Source organism: Microbacterium sp. 05T445 (genome assembly GCF_056395865.1).
The window spans coordinates 135,642-154,385 of sequence record NZ_JBFTKJ010000002.1 but is presented as its reverse complement, the minus strand read 5'-3'; the positions used below and the strand labels follow the sequence as shown (position 1 = coordinate 154,385).

Annotated in this window: 9 protein-coding genes; 1 reads left to right on the top strand and 8 read right to left on the bottom strand. The window is 70.3% G+C overall.

Going from position 1 to position 18,744, the window contains the following annotated elements:
* Positions 1–32: 32 nt before the first annotated feature.
* From AC1DDU_RS10190 to AC1DDU_RS10170, 5 genes are all read right to left on the bottom strand, one after another.
* Positions 33–5,990, bottom strand: a complete 5,958-nt coding sequence (locus tag AC1DDU_RS10190) for an Ig-like domain-containing protein (protein WP_477433725.1) — start codon at positions 5,988–5,990, stop codon at positions 33–35.
* Complete coding sequence (locus AC1DDU_RS10185; RefSeq protein WP_477433724.1) at positions 5,990–7,126, bottom strand: serine/threonine-protein kinase; 1,137 nt, start codon at positions 7,124–7,126, stop codon at positions 5,990–5,992. The genes AC1DDU_RS10190 and AC1DDU_RS10185 overlap by 1 nt, the downstream gene beginning before the upstream one ends.
* 155 nt (positions 7,127–7,281) lie before the next feature.
* Positions 7,282–7,950 (bottom strand): spermidine/putrescine ABC transporter substrate-binding protein, encoded by a 669-nt coding sequence (locus AC1DDU_RS10180; protein WP_477433722.1) that lies wholly within the window; start codon positions 7,948–7,950, stop codon positions 7,282–7,284.
* A 71-nt stretch (positions 7,951–8,021) separates the two neighbouring features.
* Positions 8,022–8,576 carry a hypothetical protein gene (locus AC1DDU_RS10175; RefSeq protein WP_477433720.1) on the bottom strand — a complete coding sequence of 185 codons (555 nt, stop codon included), beginning with the start codon at positions 8,574–8,576 and terminating at the stop codon, positions 8,022–8,024.
* Positions 8,577–8,618: 42 nt separating this feature from the next.
* Entirely contained in the window at positions 8,619–9,599 is a 981-nt protein-coding gene (locus tag AC1DDU_RS10170) for an ABC transporter (protein ID WP_477433718.1), read from the bottom strand.
* A gap of 135 nt (positions 9,600–9,734) precedes the next feature.
* Here AC1DDU_RS10170 and AC1DDU_RS10165 point away from each other — a divergent pair, with 135 nt between their 5' ends.
* A complete protein-coding gene (locus AC1DDU_RS10165) occupies positions 9,735–10,325 on the top strand; it encodes a hypothetical protein (protein ID WP_477433717.1) in 591 nt (196 codons plus the stop codon).
* A 16-nt stretch (positions 10,326–10,341) separates the two neighbouring features.
* On the opposite strand, the gene AC1DDU_RS10160 is transcribed toward AC1DDU_RS10165, so the two are convergent.
* From AC1DDU_RS10160 to rpoB, 3 genes are all read right to left on the bottom strand, one after another.
* On the bottom strand, positions 10,342–10,956 hold the full coding sequence (locus AC1DDU_RS10160; protein ID WP_477433715.1) for a hypothetical protein: 615 nt from the start codon (positions 10,954–10,956) through the stop codon (positions 10,342–10,344).
* Between the two features lie 167 nt (positions 10,957–11,123).
* A complete protein-coding gene (rpoC, locus tag AC1DDU_RS10155; RefSeq protein ID WP_477433713.1) occupies positions 11,124–14,996 on the bottom strand; it encodes a DNA-directed RNA polymerase subunit beta' in 3,873 nt (1,290 codons plus the stop codon).
* 41 nt (positions 14,997–15,037) lie between these two features.
* Positions 15,038–18,538 carry a DNA-directed RNA polymerase subunit beta gene (gene rpoB / locus AC1DDU_RS10150; RefSeq protein ID WP_477433711.1) on the bottom strand — a complete coding sequence of 1,167 codons (3,501 nt, stop codon included), beginning with the start codon at positions 18,536–18,538 and terminating at the stop codon, positions 15,038–15,040.
* Positions 18,539–18,744 lie beyond the last annotated feature (206 nt).

Sequence of the window (18,744 nt, the reverse complement as noted above, 5' to 3'; positions counted from 1 at the left end):
TCGTGTCTCGGCGGTCGTCTCGGTTGCGGCGCTCAGGGGCCGGGAACGGGGTTGTTCGGCTGGCAGGATGCGGAGAAGGCGGTGTTGACCGGCGCGAGGCCCCACCCCTGAGCATCCCAGTTGACACTCACCGCGATGCCCTCCACGCGCGCCGCGCCGACGGGAACCTGCCAGCTGCCCGGCGTGTAGGCAAGGGGCGCTCCCTGCGCGTCGTAGAAGCGCAGCCCGGCATCGCCGAACGCGAACGCCGCGGACGAGCCGTCGGGCGCGTTCGAGGACTGCCCGCGGGTGGTGAGGATGCCTCCGCCCACGCACGAGGTCGCCTCCCACGTCGCCTGCACCTGGTACGGGGCGCTCCCCGCCCGCGGCGTCACCGTGGACCACCCCGTGGCCGTTCCCCACACCTGGTGGACGTAGCGCACCTGGATGCCGGGGTCACGCCCGAACACCGTCGTGCCTGGACCCCACCCCGAGAACTCGGCGCGATTGCGGTTCGGAAGACTCTCGGTCGTCACCGGGTCGGCGCGGATGACCCAGTCCGCCCGCTGCGGCTGAACGTTCGCGGTGGCGTCCACGAAGAACGTCCACCCCTGCGGTGCGCGGCCCGCCTGCTGCGCACGCACGGTCGCCGTGGTCTCGGCCCGCCCGAACCGGGTGTCGGACCACCACGACTCGACGCACATCCGGAACGTGTACTCCTCCCCGTCGGCGAGGCCGGAGAAGGTCGCTGTGGACCCGGTCTCGGCCACCTCGCACCGCTGTCCTTCCGGCACGATGCCGTACCGCAGGCTCGATCCCTCGCCGTTGAGCTGAGCCGAAGCGCTGGCGGTGATGGTCGCCGTGCCGTCGCCGTTGGACACCGAGGAGAGGGTGAGCTGCGGCGCCAGCGGGTTCCCGATGCCGTTGGCCAGCACGCTCGACGATGCGCCGGTGGCGCTTCCGCCCAGTCCCGGTGGCAGCGGGAACCTCGAGAGGGGTGTCACCGTGATGAGGGAGCGGACATTGCTTCCCACGCGATAGGCGGGCACCTCCACGCGGGTCTGGTTGCGGCCCACGGGCACCTGCACCCGTTCGCCGGAGGGGCTCGAGATCTCGAGACTGCCGGTCTCCGCCGTCTCGATCCCGTCGATCACGAGCGCGACGACACCGCCGGTTCCGTCCCCGGTCACCACCGGCTCGGCGGTCACGCTCGTGGGAGCCAGCGGAGCGTCGTAGGCCCACCCCACGGTGCGCACGCTCGCCCTCGACTCGCCGACGGCGTTGACGGCCCATGCCTCGTACGTGCGCTGTTCGCCGTTGGGCGCCGAGATCACGGGGCACACACCGTCAGCCGTGCACCGGGCGACCTCCGCTCCCGCCGACCTGACGACGAAGCCGGTGAGCGCCGGGTAGGCCAGTCGCGCCTCGCCGGGATCGACGCGCAAGGTCACCGCGGTGTCGGCATAGGCGGTCTGGACGATGCTCGCGGGGGCCTTGGGATATCCGAGCAGGTCGAGCAGCACATGGCCGTCACGCTCGCCGTTCGTGACGCGGCCCTGGGCATCGCGCACCGAGAAGGTGGCTGTGCACGTCGCGCCCGGGGCATCCGCCGTCCATGCCGCGGTGATGGCGGTGGCGGACGCCACCGTCAGCGTCACACCCACGCAGGCGCCGGTGGGACGCACGTCGACGACCTCCAGCGGAGTGCGCGGCAGCGGGTTCACCTCACCGCTGGCACCGATCACCGGGATCGTGCACGATGAGCCCGACGCCTCGGTGCACTGCTGCACCGCTGAACCGCCCTGCGGCAGCGTCGAGGGCGCGGCACCGACGCGCAGGATCAGCCGGGCGGGCGTGACCGACGGGTGACTGGTCACGGTGACCAGCACCGCCTCCTCCGATCCGGGAGTCGCGCGATCCGCACCCGTCACGGTCAGGATGGAACCGTCCTGCGTCACATCGAACGACGTTCCGGAGTGCTCGATGGCGTAGGCGATGCCGGCCCAGTCCTCTCGAAGCTGCCATGTCGTCATGTTCTTGAGGTCGAATCGTGCGGTCTCCCCGGGACCGACCGTGATCGACGCCGGGCGCAGCTCGGGCTGCGGGTCGCGCGGCCGCACGATCACGGCGACCGAGAGGTACGTCCAGTCCTCTTGGCCCAGCAGACGCACCGGGACCTGGCAGGCGTCGACCCATGGCGCGCCCGCTCCGGCGTCGTACCGTATGACGGTGCCGGCGTCGACGGTGCACCGTCCTTCGTCGCGTGCTCCCGACGAACGCACGTCCGCCCCGACCTCGATGCTCGCGCCGCGCGGCCGGGCGACGAGCGCGGCCATGTCGAAGGTCGTCGACTCCAGTTCGGTCACCTCAGGGGATGGCGCACCGGCGCGCAGCGTGAGAGCGAGGTCGTCATCGCCGGGCACGCGCAGGAAACCGTAGGACGTCACGGGCCCGGACGCGCCCTCTCCGGTGACGGCGAACGGGATGAGTCGGGTCTTCGCCGGGAGCTCCCCCCGCAACCGGGAGCCCTGCGCCGACACACCTTCGGGGTCGCCCCACAACGACAGCTTCAGATCCGCCACGTCGCCGCCCGACCAGGTCACCCTGCCGGTGAGCACGTCGACACCGCGTCGGAAGCCGTCGCGGGTCTCGACGGTGAGCGTCGTGTCGGCGACCACCGGGTAGTCGGGAACGCTCTCCCGGACGACGCGCACGACGATGAGACCGCGGCCCGTGTTGCCCGACGAGGACTCGACGTCGTACAGGAACGACATCGTGCCCGGCTCCTCGCCAGCCGCGACCACGACCGTCGTGTCGTCGACGTCGAGGATCTGCCGGTCGAGCCGCGCGTACTCGGGGTTGTCGCTGCCGTCGACGAGCGTGGCGGGCACGTCAGGGCGGATGTCCGTGACCCGAAGCTGGCCCAGCGTCGGATCGACGTCGTTGGACAGGGGGCTGACGCGGATCCGGTTGTCCTCGCCCGCCTGGACCTGCACGTAGTCGGTGAAGGTGACCGGGCTCGGGTTCGCCTCGCCGTCGAGCACCCCCACGCGCACGGTACCTTCGGCGGTCTGGCCGAAGGAGTCGACCACCCGGTATCGGAAGGACACCTGGCCGCTGTCGCCGGGAACGCTGGTGTACATGATGGAGGTGCCGTCGGCGGAGATCATCGCAGCGCCGCGCTCGGGCTGCGCGACGATGCGGTCGAGGCTCACCACGTCGCCGTCGGGGTCCATGCCGAAGCCGTCGAACCCGATGAGGGTCGACTGCCCGCTGAGCACCCGCCCTTCCAGCGTGTCCGCGGTCGGTGAGCGATTCGCGTCGTCGTCGATGACGCGGACGCGCACCGTCGCGGTGTCGGCGAGTGCGGGCGAGCCGGTGGTGAACACCGAGTAGTCGACGGTGTACTCGCCGGCGTCGGCGGGCGCGAGATAGCGCAGCAGGTCGCCTGAGGCGAACGCGAGTGCGGCATCCGTCGAGGAGGTGACCGAGGCGGCGTTGAGCGTCGGACGTCCGCCCGCGGGCGAGATGTCGTTGTCGAGCACGGGGATGTCGATCTGCGCCCCGGCGCGCACCACGATCGCGTCGTCGACAGCGATCGGCGCGAGCTCGGGCGCCGGCGGCAGCAGGTACACCGTCGCCTCGCCCTGAACGCTGGCGCCGGCGTCCTCGGTGCCGTCGCTGACCGTGTAGGTCACGGTGCCGAGCCTGCCTGCCGCACCGTCGGCGGTCGTGCCCGAGACCCTGAGGTAGTTCTGGCCGACGGCGTCGACCGACAGCGTGGCCCCGGCGTCTGCTTGCGCCGTCACGTCGCTGAGCAGCAGGACACGGCGGGTCGGGTTGGAGACCGCGTCGAAGACCTTCAGCGTCGCGTCCTGCTGGGGATGCACGAAGGCGACCACGGGCGAGGTCGCCAGCTGCGCAGGCGCATCGGCGGGCAGCAGCGTGATCCTCGCCGTGCCCGTCGCCTCGCTTGCGCCGTCGGTGACGGTGAAGTCCACGCGGAAGGTGCCGGCGCTCTTCGCGGTGAAGTCGAATGACGTCGATCCCCCCACGACGGTGGCGGTGGCCGCCGCGTCGTCGAGCACGCGCACCGAGTCCAGCGACAGCGTGCCCGCGGTGCCCGTGACGTGGTCGGCGACGTCGACGGTGATCCCCGACGCCACGGTGTCGGTCACCGCGAACGACTGCGCCGCCAGCATCGGCTGCGGCGAGACCTTGACGATGAGCGACTTCACCGCCGTCTGCCCCTGGGTGTCGGCGATCGTCACCGCGAGCTCGACCAGCTCCTCGCCGCCGTCGCCCGTGTCACTGTGCTGGTAGACCACCTCACCGCCGGGCGTGGCGGCGACGCTCCCTCCGCCTGACAGGTTCTCGACCGACAGCAGGAGGAGCGGATCTCCGTCGGGGTCGACCCAGCCGGGGAGGACCGGCACCGTGACGGTGCCGCCACGGGCCACCTCGGGTTGCGGCCACTCGACGAGGCAGCGCTCCACGCCGCACCACTGCGGCGCCGACTCCGTCGAGGCGTCCGCCACGGTCACGGTCACGGTGGTCGGCTCCGAGAGCAGCCCGTTCTCGGCGGTGCCGTCGGTCACCGCGTAGGCGAACGTGGCCGACCCGGTGGCCCCGGGCTCCACGCGCACGGCGAAGCGCTGGCCGTCGTCGGTGACGGTCACCGCACCGAATCCGGGATCGAGGCCGGTCACCGATGCCGGGTCGATCGTGAGCACGTCCTCGTTCGGATCGTGGTCGTTCATCAGCACGGGAAGGGATGCCAGTGCTCCGGCGCGCGCGCCGAACGCATCGGGCTCCGCGATCGGAGGCTTCGGGTCGAGGACGACCTGCAGCTGCTCCTCGCTCGGCACGGCATCGGGGTCGGTGCGGTCGTCGAGGCTCCAGTCCTGGCTCGACGGCACGAGGGCGCCATCGGGCACCGACCACGCCCATCCGGAGCGGGTCTCGTTGAGGATCACGGCGGAGTCGCTCGCGACGAACACCGGGCGACGCTGATCGGCCATGGTCCGTGCACCGTAGTCCAGCACCACCGTGGCGCCGCCCGAGCGCCAGAGCAGGCCGCCACCGTCCCCCGGTGCGAGCCACGCCGCGTAGGTCTCTCCGTCATGGGCGATCGGCTGCGCCGGTGTTCCGAGCACTGGGGCGTCGCCGCCGCCCACCTCGACATCCACGGCGGAGCCGTCCACCGGTACGCGCACCAGCGAGGTCTCGTCGGCCATGTACACGGCCGAGCCCGTTGCGTCGGGGGCTCCGACAACCAGCGAACCGGCCATCTGCGTCTGGACCGCGGCATCCTGCCCGCGCAGCCAGACCTCGCCGTCGTCGGTGTCGACGACGGCCCAGGCGTCGCCCGCTGCGGTGATCGCCGGCGTCGACAGCCCCTCGACCGAGAGCTCATCGCGGCCTCGCACTTCGCCGTCACGCGCGTCATAGCGCAGCACCGAGCCGTCGGTGCGCGAGTACGCGAACAGCATGCCGCGCGCGTCGATCGCGATCGCCGCGGCGGTGAACTGGGGCGTGTCCGCGTCACCCGAACGGAACGGGTCGACCTGTGTCGTCGTCCCCGCCGAGAGTCGTCCGGCGAAGACCGCGCCGGAGTCCGTCAGGTACGCGGCGTAGTCCCCGGCGGTGACGACCTCCGTCGTGCCTGCAGGCGTCTTCTGGGAGGCCTGCAGGGCGGTCTCGTCGAGGTCGGTGGGCATCGCGGCGTCGATGCGCGTCACCGTGCTGTAGCTGTCGCTGAAGAGATAGGCGGCGTCACCGGTCTGCACCACCTGGTCGGGATTGCTGATGCTGCGCACCGTGTCGAGCTCGCCCACCGACGTGTTCACGCGCGCATACCGGCGGCCCTCACCGGTCTGCAGAGCCCAGACCGCGGTGTCGACGTCGGGGGTCTCCTGCGCGTCCAGACCGGGCCACACGACGCTCACGCCGATCACCGTCACCACGACCGCTCCCGCGGCCACGAGCCCGGCGATCGTGCCGCGTCGCATCAGAGCGCCCCCGTCGCGAACAGCACGGCCACGACAGCACCGGCGCCGATCAGGACCCCCGCGCCCACCCCGACGACCCACGGCGGGACGCGGCGCCTGCGTCGCATCGGGCCGGAGATCTCGGTGTCCTCGTCCCGCGCGAGCGCGGCGACCCCGCTCCCCGCGTGCACCTTGCGGGTGAGGTCCCGCTCCACGCTGGATCGCGCCGGCCCCCGCAGGGCCGTATCGGCGAAATCGACCGGCCCTGATGCGGGCGACCAGTCCGAATCGGGGATCTCCAGCGGCGTCGGGGGGAGGCCGAGCTCGATCTGGACCTGACGAAGCGCCTCGCCCAGTGCCCCGGCGGACGGATGCCGGCGTGCGGGGTCACGGCTCATCGCGGTCGCGAGCACGGCCTGCAGCGCAGGCGGCACGTCGGCGCGGGGGATCTGGACGTACGTGGCGCGGGCGATGCGCCGCCGCAGCAGGTCCTTCGTGTTCTGGCCACGCTCGTGCCGCTCGAAGGGGCTGTGACCGGCCAGCAGCGAATAGACCGTTGCCCCCAGACTCCACACCTCGCTCGCCACGGTCCCGCTGGTCTGCTCGGCGACCACTTCGGGCGCGCTCCAGGGGATCGACATCGCGAGCACCTCACCGCCGCTCTTGCGCTGCAGGGATGCCGAGATCCCGAAGTCGGCGAGCACCGGCGTGGCGAAGGTCGTGACGAGGATGTTGCTCGGCTTGATGTCGCGGTGGATGAGTCCGGCACGGTGGGCGGACTCGAGCGCACTCGCCATCCGCACGCCGACGGCCAGCACCTCCTCGACGGGGACCCGCTCCACGCGGTATCGCTGGGCGAGCGAGCCGGGGCAGTACTCCATGACGATGTAGGGCCGGCCGTCGGCCGAGATGCTCGCCTGGTACACCGTCACGATCGACGGGTGCGCGGACAGGTGCGCAAGCACGTCCGCCTCCGCATTGAACATGCGCCGCAGCTCCGGATCGCGCACGTCGCTCGGCATGACCTTGACCGCGACGTTGCGGCGGGGCATGTCCTGCTCGTACAGGAAGACATCGGCGAATCCGCCGGAGCCGAGTGGGCGGATGTAGGCGAGCCCCGGCAGGATCGGGGGCGCCGAGGGAAGGCGTGTGGCCACCTCACCTCCTCGCCGCTGCTGTGCATCGCTTCTGCCGTCGAGACGGCAGCAAACCTGGCAATGCTAACAAAATCGGTTGTGCGGACGGGGCCCGCTCCCCTGCTGTGGACGGCACGCCTGGCGCGCCCGGATCATGACGTCGACGGGTCCGCACCTCAATCGGGTCTGCCTCCTTCGCCGGGATCGTGCGGGTCGAACGGCGCGTCGAGCGAGCGGGTGAGGTCGGCCAGCATCGCCTCGATCTGCGGCTCGACGAACTCGCCGATCGCCGCCTGGATGCGCAGCCGGTGGTGCAGCAGGATCGTGCACACCTCCCGGCCCACCATGTTCGCGTAGTCGTCGGCCAGCCCGACCTCCTGCCGCAGCGCCGCCTTGGCCTCGTCGCTCAGCGGCGGGAGTGCAGGTACGTCGGCATCGGCCTCCTCGGCCATGCCGGCGATCGTGAAGAGGAACGGGGCCCCCGGCAACGGCTCGGGGTCCAGCGGCAGGCCCTCGAACTCGGGGTCCAGTCCCTCGCCGGGGCGGTAGCTGCGCGCCCGGTTGCGTGCCGCCTGCTGATCGAGCTCGGCCTGAAGCATCGGCAGGTTCAGCGCCGTGTACTCGGCCACCGAGCGATCGACGATCGTCTTGATGCGGGTGGACAGCCCGTGCTGCACGCCGTGCGGCACATCCGCGCCGAGCCCCGCCGCCGACAGCACCGGCGACCCGAAGCAGCGCCGGCAGGGCGCCGTCCGACCGCGGTGGGTCGCGGGCTCCCACCGGGGCAGCCATGCCAGCCAGGCGTCCACCGCCTGGCTGACCTGCGTCTCGAGCGAGCGCTCCACGGGCTCAACGGTAGTACGAGGCATCCCTCGCTGCCCGGATTCCCGCGATGACCGGCGTCTCATCGCCGGACTCACTCGTCGAACTCGTCCTCCCAGGGCCAGCGCGGCCGGTGGGCGCGGGTGCGCACGAGGGCGATGCCGGCCCACGCCGACACGAACGCCGCGGCCGCCACGACCAGGCCGAACCACGAGGTCGCGAGTCGCCCGACGACGCCGGTCGCCACGCCGATGTCGGTGCCGGTGAACAGCGCCCCGAACCACACCCCGCCGAGGTAGGCGAGGAACGCGGCGGCCGTCGTCCATGCGGCGCCCCAGAACGACGGATGCCGCCGCCCCGCGCCTGCGGTCGTCCCGGCGCCCGCGGCGGTCCCGGCATCCGCTCCCCCGCCGGCGCGGCCGATGGCGGCCCACAGACCGCCCGCGAACGCGAGCAGGGCGCAGACGACGCCCGCGGCACCGGGAAGCTGTCCCAGTCCGGGTGTCGCGATGACGTCCTCGCCGGTGGCGAGGCTCGTCATGCCCAGGCCGAAGATCGTCAGCGCGGCGAAGCCGATCGTCGCGAACGCGAGGGCGACCGGCGGCCGCACGGGCTCGTACGGCGCGGCGCCACCACCGTCACCGGCCATGCCGCCAGCCTACGTCGGCGGTGGTGCCGATGCGGCCCGATCTCACTGCTGGACGAGCTGCGGACCCGCCTCGAGCGTGCGCTCGTACTCGCGCTGCGCCTCGATGTTGAGCTCGGTCACGCGCTTGCCGCGCGCCGCCGCCCATGCGCCGAACCAGATCGTGAGCTCGCGGCCGATGACGAACGCGGCGATCGCGAGCGGGGCCAGCAGCTGGCTCTCGGCCAGTGCACCGCCCTCGCTCGCGGTGAGCTCCCAGAACGGCGCCTGGAACAGCACGCCAAGGATGTGCCCGCCGTACGCGGCGACGCCCACGAGCAGGCCGAAGACGACCCAGGCCCCCCAGCGACCGCGGTTGATGATCGCGCCGAGCAGCCAGAATGCGACGAAGAACACCACGACCGGCACCCACAGCGACCAGGTGCCGAGGAGGTCGAGCGCGACCGTGCCGATGTTGTCGGGACCAACGACCCCGTTCACGGCCCCCACGCCGAGCGACACGGCGAGGTACAGCACCGCGAACGCGAGCGCGGCGAGCAGGCCGATCGCGCCGGCGGCCGCGCGGTTCCCACGGGGACGCGGCGCCTCGGGCGCCTGCACGAAGATCGGCTGCGGCGCCGCCGCGGCCACGACCACGGGAGCCTCGGCGATCACAGGCTCGGAGGGCGTCACGACGGGAGCGGCGACCACGGTCGGCGTCTCGTCCGCGGCGGTCGGCGCGGCCGAGGTGTAGTCGAGGGTCGCCGCCTCCGGCGAGTCCCACGGGTCGGGCTCGGGTGCGGGGGCGGCGTCGGCGGCGTCGGCCTCGGCCGCGGGGGTCGCCGCGGCGGGTGCGTCGTCCGCCGGGGCATCGCCCGCGGGAGCGTCGGGGGCGGGAGCGTCTGCAGCGGCGGGGGACTCGGCGCCGACGGCGTCACGGCCGGCGGCCTCCGCGTCGGCGAGGCCTTCGTTCGCACGACCGACGACGTCGTCGACGTCGCGAGGCTCGTCGACCGGCTCGCCGTAGGACGACTGGGGGTCACTCATCGCAGGCACTCCTCACGCGGGGACAGTCCCCGCAGTGCGAGGGTAGACCCGCGCCCGGCCCATCCGGCGGAGGCGTGCCGGGCGAATGGCGCGCCCGATCCGTCACGAGCGGCGCAGCCCCACTAGCGTGGGCGTATGGCACCCCGGACCCCGTGGGCGGCCGCGGTGGCGGCATCCCTCCTCTGCGCCGTCGTCGCGCTCGCAGGGTGCGCGCCGGACCCCTCGCCCGGCGACGGCGAGCTCACCTTCACGCCGACGCCCGCGGCGGGGTCGACGGCGACCCCCACCCCGACTCCGACGCCGACCGCCCAGGCCGAGATCCCCGACGACTGCCGCACCATCCTCACCGCCGACGTGCTGGCGCAGCTGGAGGGCGTGCCGCTCAACGACCCCGCCTTCGGCGCCTCCGGCCCGCAGCCCGACGGGCGACTCATCTGCGTGTGGCGCGATCCCGCAGCCGACACCACGGGCCTGGTCACCACCATCTCCGCGATGTCGCGGGGTCCCGCCCTCGACATGCTCAACAAGCTCGTCGCCGACGAGGGGTACTCCTGCTACACCCCCGACGGCGGCACGCGCTGCGAGAAGACCTGGCCGAACCCGACGTACCCGGTCACCGACGGGCGCACCCTGTTCTGGCGCGACGGCATCCTCATCGACACCGCCTACTCGAACCTCGCCCCCACCGGGTACACGGCGGCCGTGGTGGCGAGCATCTTCGGCTGAGCGGTCGGCGGCGGGGTCAGCCGAACACCGTGCGGTCCAGCCTCGCGCCGTAGTCCTCGGGGTGCCAGCGGGTCTCGACGCTCACCAGCCAGAGCCCGTCACGCAGCGTCTGCTCCTCGCGCACGCCGTCCCGCGTGCGCGTGCACACCATCCCGCTCCCCGCCTGTGCGCACGAGAAGCCGTCGCCCGACAGCGCCGCCTCGGCGACGGATGCGGCATCCGCATCCACCTTCGCCAGCGTCGTGGCGATGCCGCCCGCGTCGAACCGCCACGTGCACGTGACGAGCACCTGGGCGGCGGCCGCGTCGGCGAACGCCGTCGCCGAGGTGGCAGGTGCCGCCAGCGACTGCCCGAGCAGCGATCCGGGACGCCACGTCAGCTCGTTCCACAGATCGTCGGCGTAGAGGGTGCGGCAGTCGACCGCCTTCCCGTCGAGGGCGGCCTGAGCGGGCGTCTGCTGCCGTGTCGCGGCGGTCTGCGGCGCCGTGGCGCTGCGCAGCGTCTCACCGACCCACGTGATCGTCACCGGCGCCATCGGCAGCGACAGCCACACCAGCGCCCCGACGACCGCGGCGCACAGCACCCCGGCGGGCACGGCGATCCACGAGTTCCGACCGCCGATCCGCGCCATGGGGCCCCCACCTCCGCACTCCCACGGTAAGCCGCGGATCGGGATGCCGCGCCGCGGCGCGCGCGGCAGCCGGCATCCGCTCGCCCGACAGACGCCGAAGGGCCCCGGCGCGATGCCGGGGCCCTTCGTGACGCTTCGTCCTGCTCCGCTCAGCGGAGGCGCGGGACTCAGTTGTAGTCGGTGGTGAAACCGTCCGTCGAGAAGCTGTCGAAGTCGACGTAGCTCAGGTCGGCGTCGGTGTACGCGCCGTCCGAGGCGAAGATGCGGTTGGGGTACCGCTCGCTCTTGGCCTCCTCCGTCGCCTCGACCGTGACGTCGCGGTACTTCGCGAGTCCGGTTCCGGCGGGGATGAGCTTTCCGATGATGACGTTCTCCTTGAGGCCCATGAGAGGGTCGCTCTTGCCCTCCATGGCCGCCTGCGTCAGGACGCGGGTGGTCTCCTGGAACGACGCGGCCGACAGCCACGACTCGGTCGCGAGCGACGCCTTCGTGATACCCATCAGCTCGGGACGACCCGACGCGGGACGCTTGCCCTCGCCGACCGCCTCGCGGTTGATGTTCTGGTACTTCTTGAAGTCCACCAGCTCACCCGGCAGCAGCGTCGTGTCGCCGTGGTCGACCACGGTGACCTTCCGCAGCATCTGACGGACGATGACCTCGATGTGCTTGTCGTGGATCGGCACACCCTGCGAGCGGTACACGCCCTGGACGCCGTTGACGAGGTACTTCTGCACCTCGCGGGCACCCTGCACGCGCATGACCTCCTTGGGGTCCAGCGTGCCGACCTGCAGCGGCTGGCCGACCGTGACGTGCTGACCGTCCTCGACCAGGAGCGTCGCGCGCTTCAGGACCGGGTAGACGTGCGGCTCGTCGCCGTTGTCGGGCGTGAGGATGACCTTCTTGGCCTTCTCGGTCTCGTCGATCGTGATGCGGCCGTCGGCCTCGGCGATCGGCGACGCGCCCTTCGGGGTGCGGGCCTCGAACAGCTCCTGCACGCGGGGAAGACCCTGCGTGATGTCGTCTGCCGACGCCGAACCACCGGTGTGGAAGGTACGCATCGTCAGCTGCGTGCCGGGCTCACCGATCGACTGGGCCGCGATGATGCCGACGGCCTCGCCGATGTCGACGATCTTGCCGGTCGCGAGCGAACGGCCGTAGCACTTCGCGCAGACGCCGACCGCCGAGTCGCAGGTGAGCACCGAGCGCACCTTGATCGACTCGACACCCGCCGCGACGAGCTTGTCGATGAGCACGTCTCCGACGTCCTCACCGGCAGAGGCGACGACCTCGCCCTTCGCGTCGACCGCGTCGGCCGCGAGCGTACGGGCGAACACCGAGTTCTCGACGTTCGCGTCGCGCACCAGCGTGCCGGTCGAGTCGAAGGCGGCGATGGTGAACTCGAGGCCCTTGGTCGTGCCGCAGTCCTCCTCGCGGATGATGACATCCTGCGAGACGTCCACGAGACGACGCGTGAGGTAACCCGAGTCGGCCGTACGGAGGGCCGTGTCGGCCAGACCCTTACGGGCACCGTGCGTCGCGATGAAGTACTCCGCCACCGACAGACCCTCGCGGTACGAGGAGATGATCGGGCGGGGGATGATCTCACCCTTCGGGTTGTTCACCAGGCCTCGCATACCCGCGATGTTGCGGATCTGCAGCCAGTTACCACGGGCGCCCGACGAGACCATGCGGTTGATGGTGTTGTCGGCCGGGAAGTGGTCGCGCATCGCCTTCTGGACCTCGTCGGTCGCCTCGGTCCAGATCTTGATGAGCTCCTGACGACGCTCGGCGTCGGTGGTGAGACCCTTCTCGAACTGCGCCTGGACCTTCGCGGCCTGCTTCTCGTAGCCCGCGACGATCTCGCCCTTGTTGGGCGGCGTGAGGATGTCGCTCAGCGCCACCGTGACACCCGAGCGGGTGGCCCAGTAGAAGCCGGCGTCCTTGATGCGGTCGAGCGAAGCCGCGACCTCCACCTTCGGGTACTCCTCGGCGAGCTTGTTGACGATCTGCGACAGCTTGCCCTTGTCGGCCTGCTCGCGCACGAACGGGTAGCCCTTGGGCAGCGTGTCGTTGAAGATCGCCTGGCCCAGCGACGCGTCCACGAGGCCGTGGCGCTCGTAGCCCTCGGGAGCCTCGCCCTCGAGGAAGGCCAGACCCGGGATGCGGATGCGGACCTTGGCCTGCAGGTCGAGGGTGCCCTCGTCCTTGGCCAGGATCGCCTCGCCGACCGAGCCGAACACGCGACCCTCACCGGCGGCGCCCTCCTTGACCGTGGTCAGGTGGTGCAGACCGATGATCATGTCCTGCGAGGGCAGGGTGACCGGACGGCCGTCCGACGGCTTGAGGATGTTGTTCGACGCCAGCATCAGGATGCGGGCCTCGGCCTGGGCCTCCACCGACAGCGGCAGGTGCACGGCCATCTGGTCGCCGTCGAAGTCTGCGTTGAACGCAGCACACACGAGCGGGTGCAGCTGGATGGCCTTGCCCTCGACGAGCTGAGGCTCGAAGGCCTGGATGCCGAGGCGGTGCAGCGTGGGTGCACGGTTGAGCAGCACGGGGCGCTCGCGGATGATCTCCTCGAGCACGTCCCAGACCTCGGGACGCGTGCGCTCGACGGCGCGCTTGGCGGCCTTGATGTTCTGCGAGTGACCGAGGTCGATCAGACGCTTGATCACGAACGGCTTGAACAGCTCGAGCGCCATCTGCTTGGGCAGACCGCACTGGTGGAGCTTGAGCTGCGGACCCACGATGATGACCGAACGGCCCGAGTAGTCCACACGCTTGCCGAGCAGGTTCTGGCGGAACCGGCCCTGCTTGCCCTTGAGCATGTCGCTCAGAGACTTGAGGGCGCGGTTGCCGGTGCCGGTGACGGGGCGACCGCGGCGGCCGTTGTCGAACAGCGCGTCGACGGCCTCCTGCAGCATCCGCTTCTCGTTGTTGACGATGATCTCGGGGGCACCGAGGTCGATCAGGCGACGGAGGCGGTTGTTGCGGTTGATCACGCGACGGTAGAGGTCGTTCAGGTCGGAGGTCGCGAAGCGGCCACCGTCCAGCTGCACCATCGGGCGCAGCTCCGGCGGGATCACCGGGACGACGTCCAGCACCATCGAGGCCGGGCTCATGCCGGTCTGCAGGAACGAGTTGACGACCTTCAGGCGCTTGATCGCACGGATCTTGCGCTGGCCCTTGCCCTCCGAGATCTGCAGGTGGAGGCTGTCGGCCTCGGCCTGCAGGTCGAAGCTCTCGAGGCGGCGCTTGATCGACTCGGCGCCCATGTGGGCCTCGAAGTACTGACCGAAGCGGTCCTGCAGCTCGTGGAAGATCTCGTCCTCGCCCTTGAGCTGGCCGACCTCGAGGTTGCGGAAGTCCTCCCACACCTTCTCGAGGCGCGTGACCTGGTCGTCCGCGTTCTTGCGGATCGCGGCCATCTCCTTCTCGGCGGCGTCCTTGACCTTCTTCTTCTGGTCGGCCTTGGCACCCTCCTCCTCGAGCGCGGCGAGCTCCTCCTCCAGCTTCTGGAGGCGGGCGGCCACACGCGCGTCGCGGCGGTCGGCGAGCGTCTTCAGCTCGAGGCGGATGTTGCTCTCCTGCGTCGGGAGGTCGCGGTGGCGCGCCTCGTCGTCGACGGAGATCACCATGTAGGCGGCGAAGTAGATGACCTTCTCGAGGTCCTTCGGCGCCATGTCGAGCAGGTACCCGAGGCGCGAGGGCACGCCCTTGAAGTACCAGATGTGGGTGACGGGCGCGGCGAGCTCGATGTGGCCCATGCGCTCGCGGCGGACGGAGGACTTGGTGACCTCCACGCCGCAGCGCTCGCAGACGATGCCCTTGAAGCGGACGCGCTTGTACTTGCCGCAGGCGCACTCCCAGTCGCGCGAGGGGCCGAAGATCTGCTCGCCGAACAGACCGTCCTTCTCGGGCTTCAGGGTGCGGTAGTTGATGGTCTCGGGCTTCTTGACCTCGCCGTAGGACCAACGACGGATGTCGTCAGCGGTGGCCAGGCCGATGCGAAGCTGATCGAAAGTGGTTGATTCGAGCACTGGTTCTCCTGTGTCGGAAATTCGTTCGTTACCTGGCGCGCTTAGATCTCGTCGATCGACGAGGACTCGAAGCGGCTGGAGATGTTGATGCCGAGCTCTTCAGCGGCGCGGAAGGCGTCGTCGTCGGTGTCGCGGAGGTTGACCGCCGTGCCGTCGGCCGAGAGCACCTCGACGTTCAGGCAGAGCGACTGCATCTCCTTCATGAGCACCTTGAACGACTCGGGGATGCCGGGCTCCTGGATGTTCTCGCCCTTGACGATCGCCTCGTAGACCTTGACGCGGCCGAGGATGTCGTCGGACTTGATCGTGAGGAGCTCCTGGAGCGCGTACGCGGCGCCGTAGGCCTCGAGGGCCCACACCTCCATCTCACCGAAGCGCTGACCGCCGAACTGCGCCTTGCCACCGAGCGGCTGCTGGGTGATCATCGAGTACGGACCCGTCGAGCGCGCGTGGATCTTGTCGTCCACGAGGTGGTGCAGCTTCAGGATGTACATGTAGCCGACCGAGATCGGAGCCGGGAACGGCTCGCCGGAGCGGCCGTCGAACAGCTGCGTCTTGCCCGAGGAGTCGATCAGGCGCTCGCCGTCGCGCGTGGGCAGCGTCGAGTCGAGGAGCCCTGCGATCTCGGCCTCGAACGCACCGTCGAACACGGGCGTGGCGACCTTGGTGCCGGCCGGCGCCTCGAGTGCCTCCTGCGGCAGGTGGGCCGCCCACTCCGGGGTGCCCTCCACCTTCCAGCCCTGCTTGGCGATCCAGCCGAGGTGGAGCTCGAGGACCTGGCCGAAGTTCATTCGACCGGGGATGCCGAGCGGGTTCAGGATGACCTGGACCGGCGTGCCGTCCGCGAGGAACGGCATGTCCTCGACGGGGAGGATCTTCGCGATGACGCCCTTGTTGCCGTGACGACCGGCGAGCTTGTCGCCCTCGGTGATCTTGCGCTTCTGGGCGATGTAGACCACGACGCGGCGGTTGACGCCCGAGCCGAGCTCGTCGTCGCCGTCCTCGGCGTTGAACTCCTTGACCGCGATGATCGTGCCCTGCTCACCGTGGGGGACCTTCAGCGACGTGTCGCGCACCTCGCGGCTCTTCTCGTTGAAGATCGCACGGAGCAGGCGCTCCTCGGCCGACAGCTCGGTCTCGCCCTTGGGCGTGACCTTGCCGACGAGGATGTCGCCGGGACGCACCTCGGCGCCGATGCGGATGATGCCGCGCTCGTCCAGGTCCTTCAGCAGGTCCGGGCTCACGTTGGGGAGGTCACGGGTGATCTCCTCCTTGCCGAGCTTCGTGTCGCGGGCGTCGACCTCGTACTCCTCGATGTGGATCGAGGAGAGGGTGTCGTCCTTCACCAGGTCCTGGCTGAGGATGATCGCGTCCTCGAAGTTGTGACCCTCCCACGTCATGAACGCGACGAGGAGGTTCTTGCCGAGCGCGAGCTCGCCGTTCTCGGTCGCGGGACCGTCGGCGATGACCTCGCCGGCCTCGACGCGCTCGCCGGCCGAGACGACCACGCGCTGGTTGTAGGACGTGCCCTGGTTCGAGCGGTCGAACTTGCGCAGGAAGTAGTCCTGCGTGCCGCCTTCGTCCAGCTGCACGGTCACGACGTCGGCCGAGACCTCGACGACCACACCGGCCTTGTCGGCGGTGACGACGTCACCCGCGTCGATGGCGGCGTAGCCCTCCATGCCCGTGCCGACCACCGGCGACTCCGAGCGGAGAAGCGGAACGGCCTGGCGCTGCATGTTGGCACCCATGAGGGCGCGGTTGGCGTCGTCGTGCTCGAGGAACGGGATGAGCGAGGTCGCCACCGACACCATCTGGCGCGGCGAGACGTCCATGTAGCCGATCTCCTCGGCGTGGTACAGGTCGACCTCGCCGTCGTGGCCGCTGCGCGCGAGCACGCGGTCGTTGACGAACTTGCCCTTGCTGTCCAGCTCGACACCGGCCTGCGCGACGATGTAGTCGCTCTCCTCGGAGGCGGTCAGGTAGTCGATCTGGTCGGTCACCTTGCCGTCGACGACGCGACGGTACGGCGTCTCGATGAAGCCGAACGCGTTGATGCGCGCGAACGAGGCGAGCGAGCCGATCAGACCGATGTTCGGGCCTTCCGGCGTCTCGATGGGGCACATGCGGCCGTAGTGCGACGGGTGGACGTCGCGGACCTCGACGCCCGCGCGCTCACGCGACAGACCACCGGGGCCCAGGGCCGACAGGCGGCGCTTGTGGGTCAGACCCGCGAGCGGGTTGTTCTGGTCCATGAACTGCGACAGCTGCGACGTTCCGAAGAACTCCTTGATCGCGGCCACGACGGGGCGGACGTTGATCAGGGTCTGCGGCGTGATCGCCTCGATGTCCTGCGTGGTCATGCGCTCGCGGACGACGCGCTCCATGCGCGACAGACCGGTGCGGACCTGGTTCTGGATGAGCTCGCCGACGGCGCGGATGCGACGGTTGCCGAAGTTGTCGATGTCGTCGACGTCCAGGCGGATCTCGGCGGGCTTGCCGCCGCGGATGCCGTCGAAGGTGACGTCGCCGCGGTGCAGGCGCACCAGGTACTTGATCGTGGCGACGATGTCGTCCACCGTCAGCACCGAGTCGGTGAGCGGCTTGTCGAGACCGAGCTTGTGGTTGATCTTGTACCGGCCGACCTTCGCGAGGTCGTAGCGCTTCGGGTTGAAGTAGAAGTTGTCCAGCAGCGCGCGGGCGGCCTCGGCGGCGACCTGCTCGCCCGGACGGAGCTTGCGGTAGATGTCGCGGAGCGCGTCCTCCTTGGTGAGGATCGTGTCCTTCGAGAGCGTCTCCTCGATCGAGTCGAAGCCCGCGAACTCGGTGAGGATGTCTTCGCTGGTCAGGCCGAGGGCCTTGAGGAAGACGGTCACCGACTGCTTGCGCTTGCGGTCGATGCGCACGCCGACCTGGTCGCGCTTGTCGATCTCGAACTCGAGCCAGGCACCGCGCGAGGGGATGACGCGCGCCGACACGATGTCCTTGTCGGAGGTCTTGTCGGGGGTCTTGTCGAAGTAGACGCCGGGCGAACGGACGAGCTGCGACACGACGACGCGCTCGGTGCCGTTGATGATGAACGTGCCCTTGTCGGTCTGGAGCGGGAAGTCGCCCATGAAGACCGTCTGGGTCTTGATCTCACCGGTCTGGTGGTTCATGAACTCGGCCTCGACGTAGAGCGGGGCGGCGTACGTCTTGCCGCGCTCCTTGCACTCCTCGATGGAGTACTTCTCGGGCTCGAGGTAGGGGTTCGTGAACGAGAGCTGCATGGTCTCGCTCAGGTCCTCGATCGGGGAGATCTCCTCGAAGATCTCCTCGAGTCCCGAGACCTCGGGCACGTCGGTGCGGCCGGCGGCCTTCGCGTCGGCGACGCGGGCCTTCCAGGCCTCGTTGCCGACGAGCCAGTCGAACGACTCGGTCTGCAGCGCGAGAAGGTCGGGGACCGTCAGCGTGTCGGAGATCTTGGCGAACGAGAGGCGGGAAGCTCCGCGTCCGTTCTTCGGGGTGGTGGTGGGGTTGGATGCGTTGCGCGCAGCAGCCAAGGGGATTACCTCCGTGGGCCCGTGGGGCTCGTTTCCTTGTCGTCAGGTGGAGTGCTCTTCGTCCCCGAAGCCCGCGCGGCACACCTCACGTGAACGCGAGGGGCGCGGGCACAGCCGACCACCATATGAGGGCAGGGGGAATCCAAGAGCGCAAAGACCCACTATACGACGTACGACGCGCCGTGTCCAGTCGAATTCTTGACGAC

Coding starts and splice junctions, on each gene's coding strand:
- AC1DDU_RS10190 (WP_477433725.1), bottom strand. CDS start 5,990: ATGCGACGCGGCACGATCGCCGGGCTCGTGGCCGCGGGAGCGGTCGTG.
- AC1DDU_RS10165 (WP_477433717.1), top strand. CDS start 9,735: ATGGCACCCCGGACCCCGTGGGCGGCCGCGGTGGCGGCATCCCTCCTC.
- AC1DDU_RS10175 (WP_477433720.1), bottom strand. CDS start 8,576: ATGGCCGGTGACGGTGGTGGCGCCGCGCCGTACGAGCCCGTGCGGCCG.
- AC1DDU_RS10160 (WP_477433715.1), bottom strand. CDS start 10,956: ATGGCGCGGATCGGCGGTCGGAACTCGTGGATCGCCGTGCCCGCCGGG.
- AC1DDU_RS10170 (WP_477433718.1), bottom strand. CDS start 9,599: ATGAGTGACCCCCAGTCGTCCTACGGCGAGCCGGTCGACGAGCCTCGC.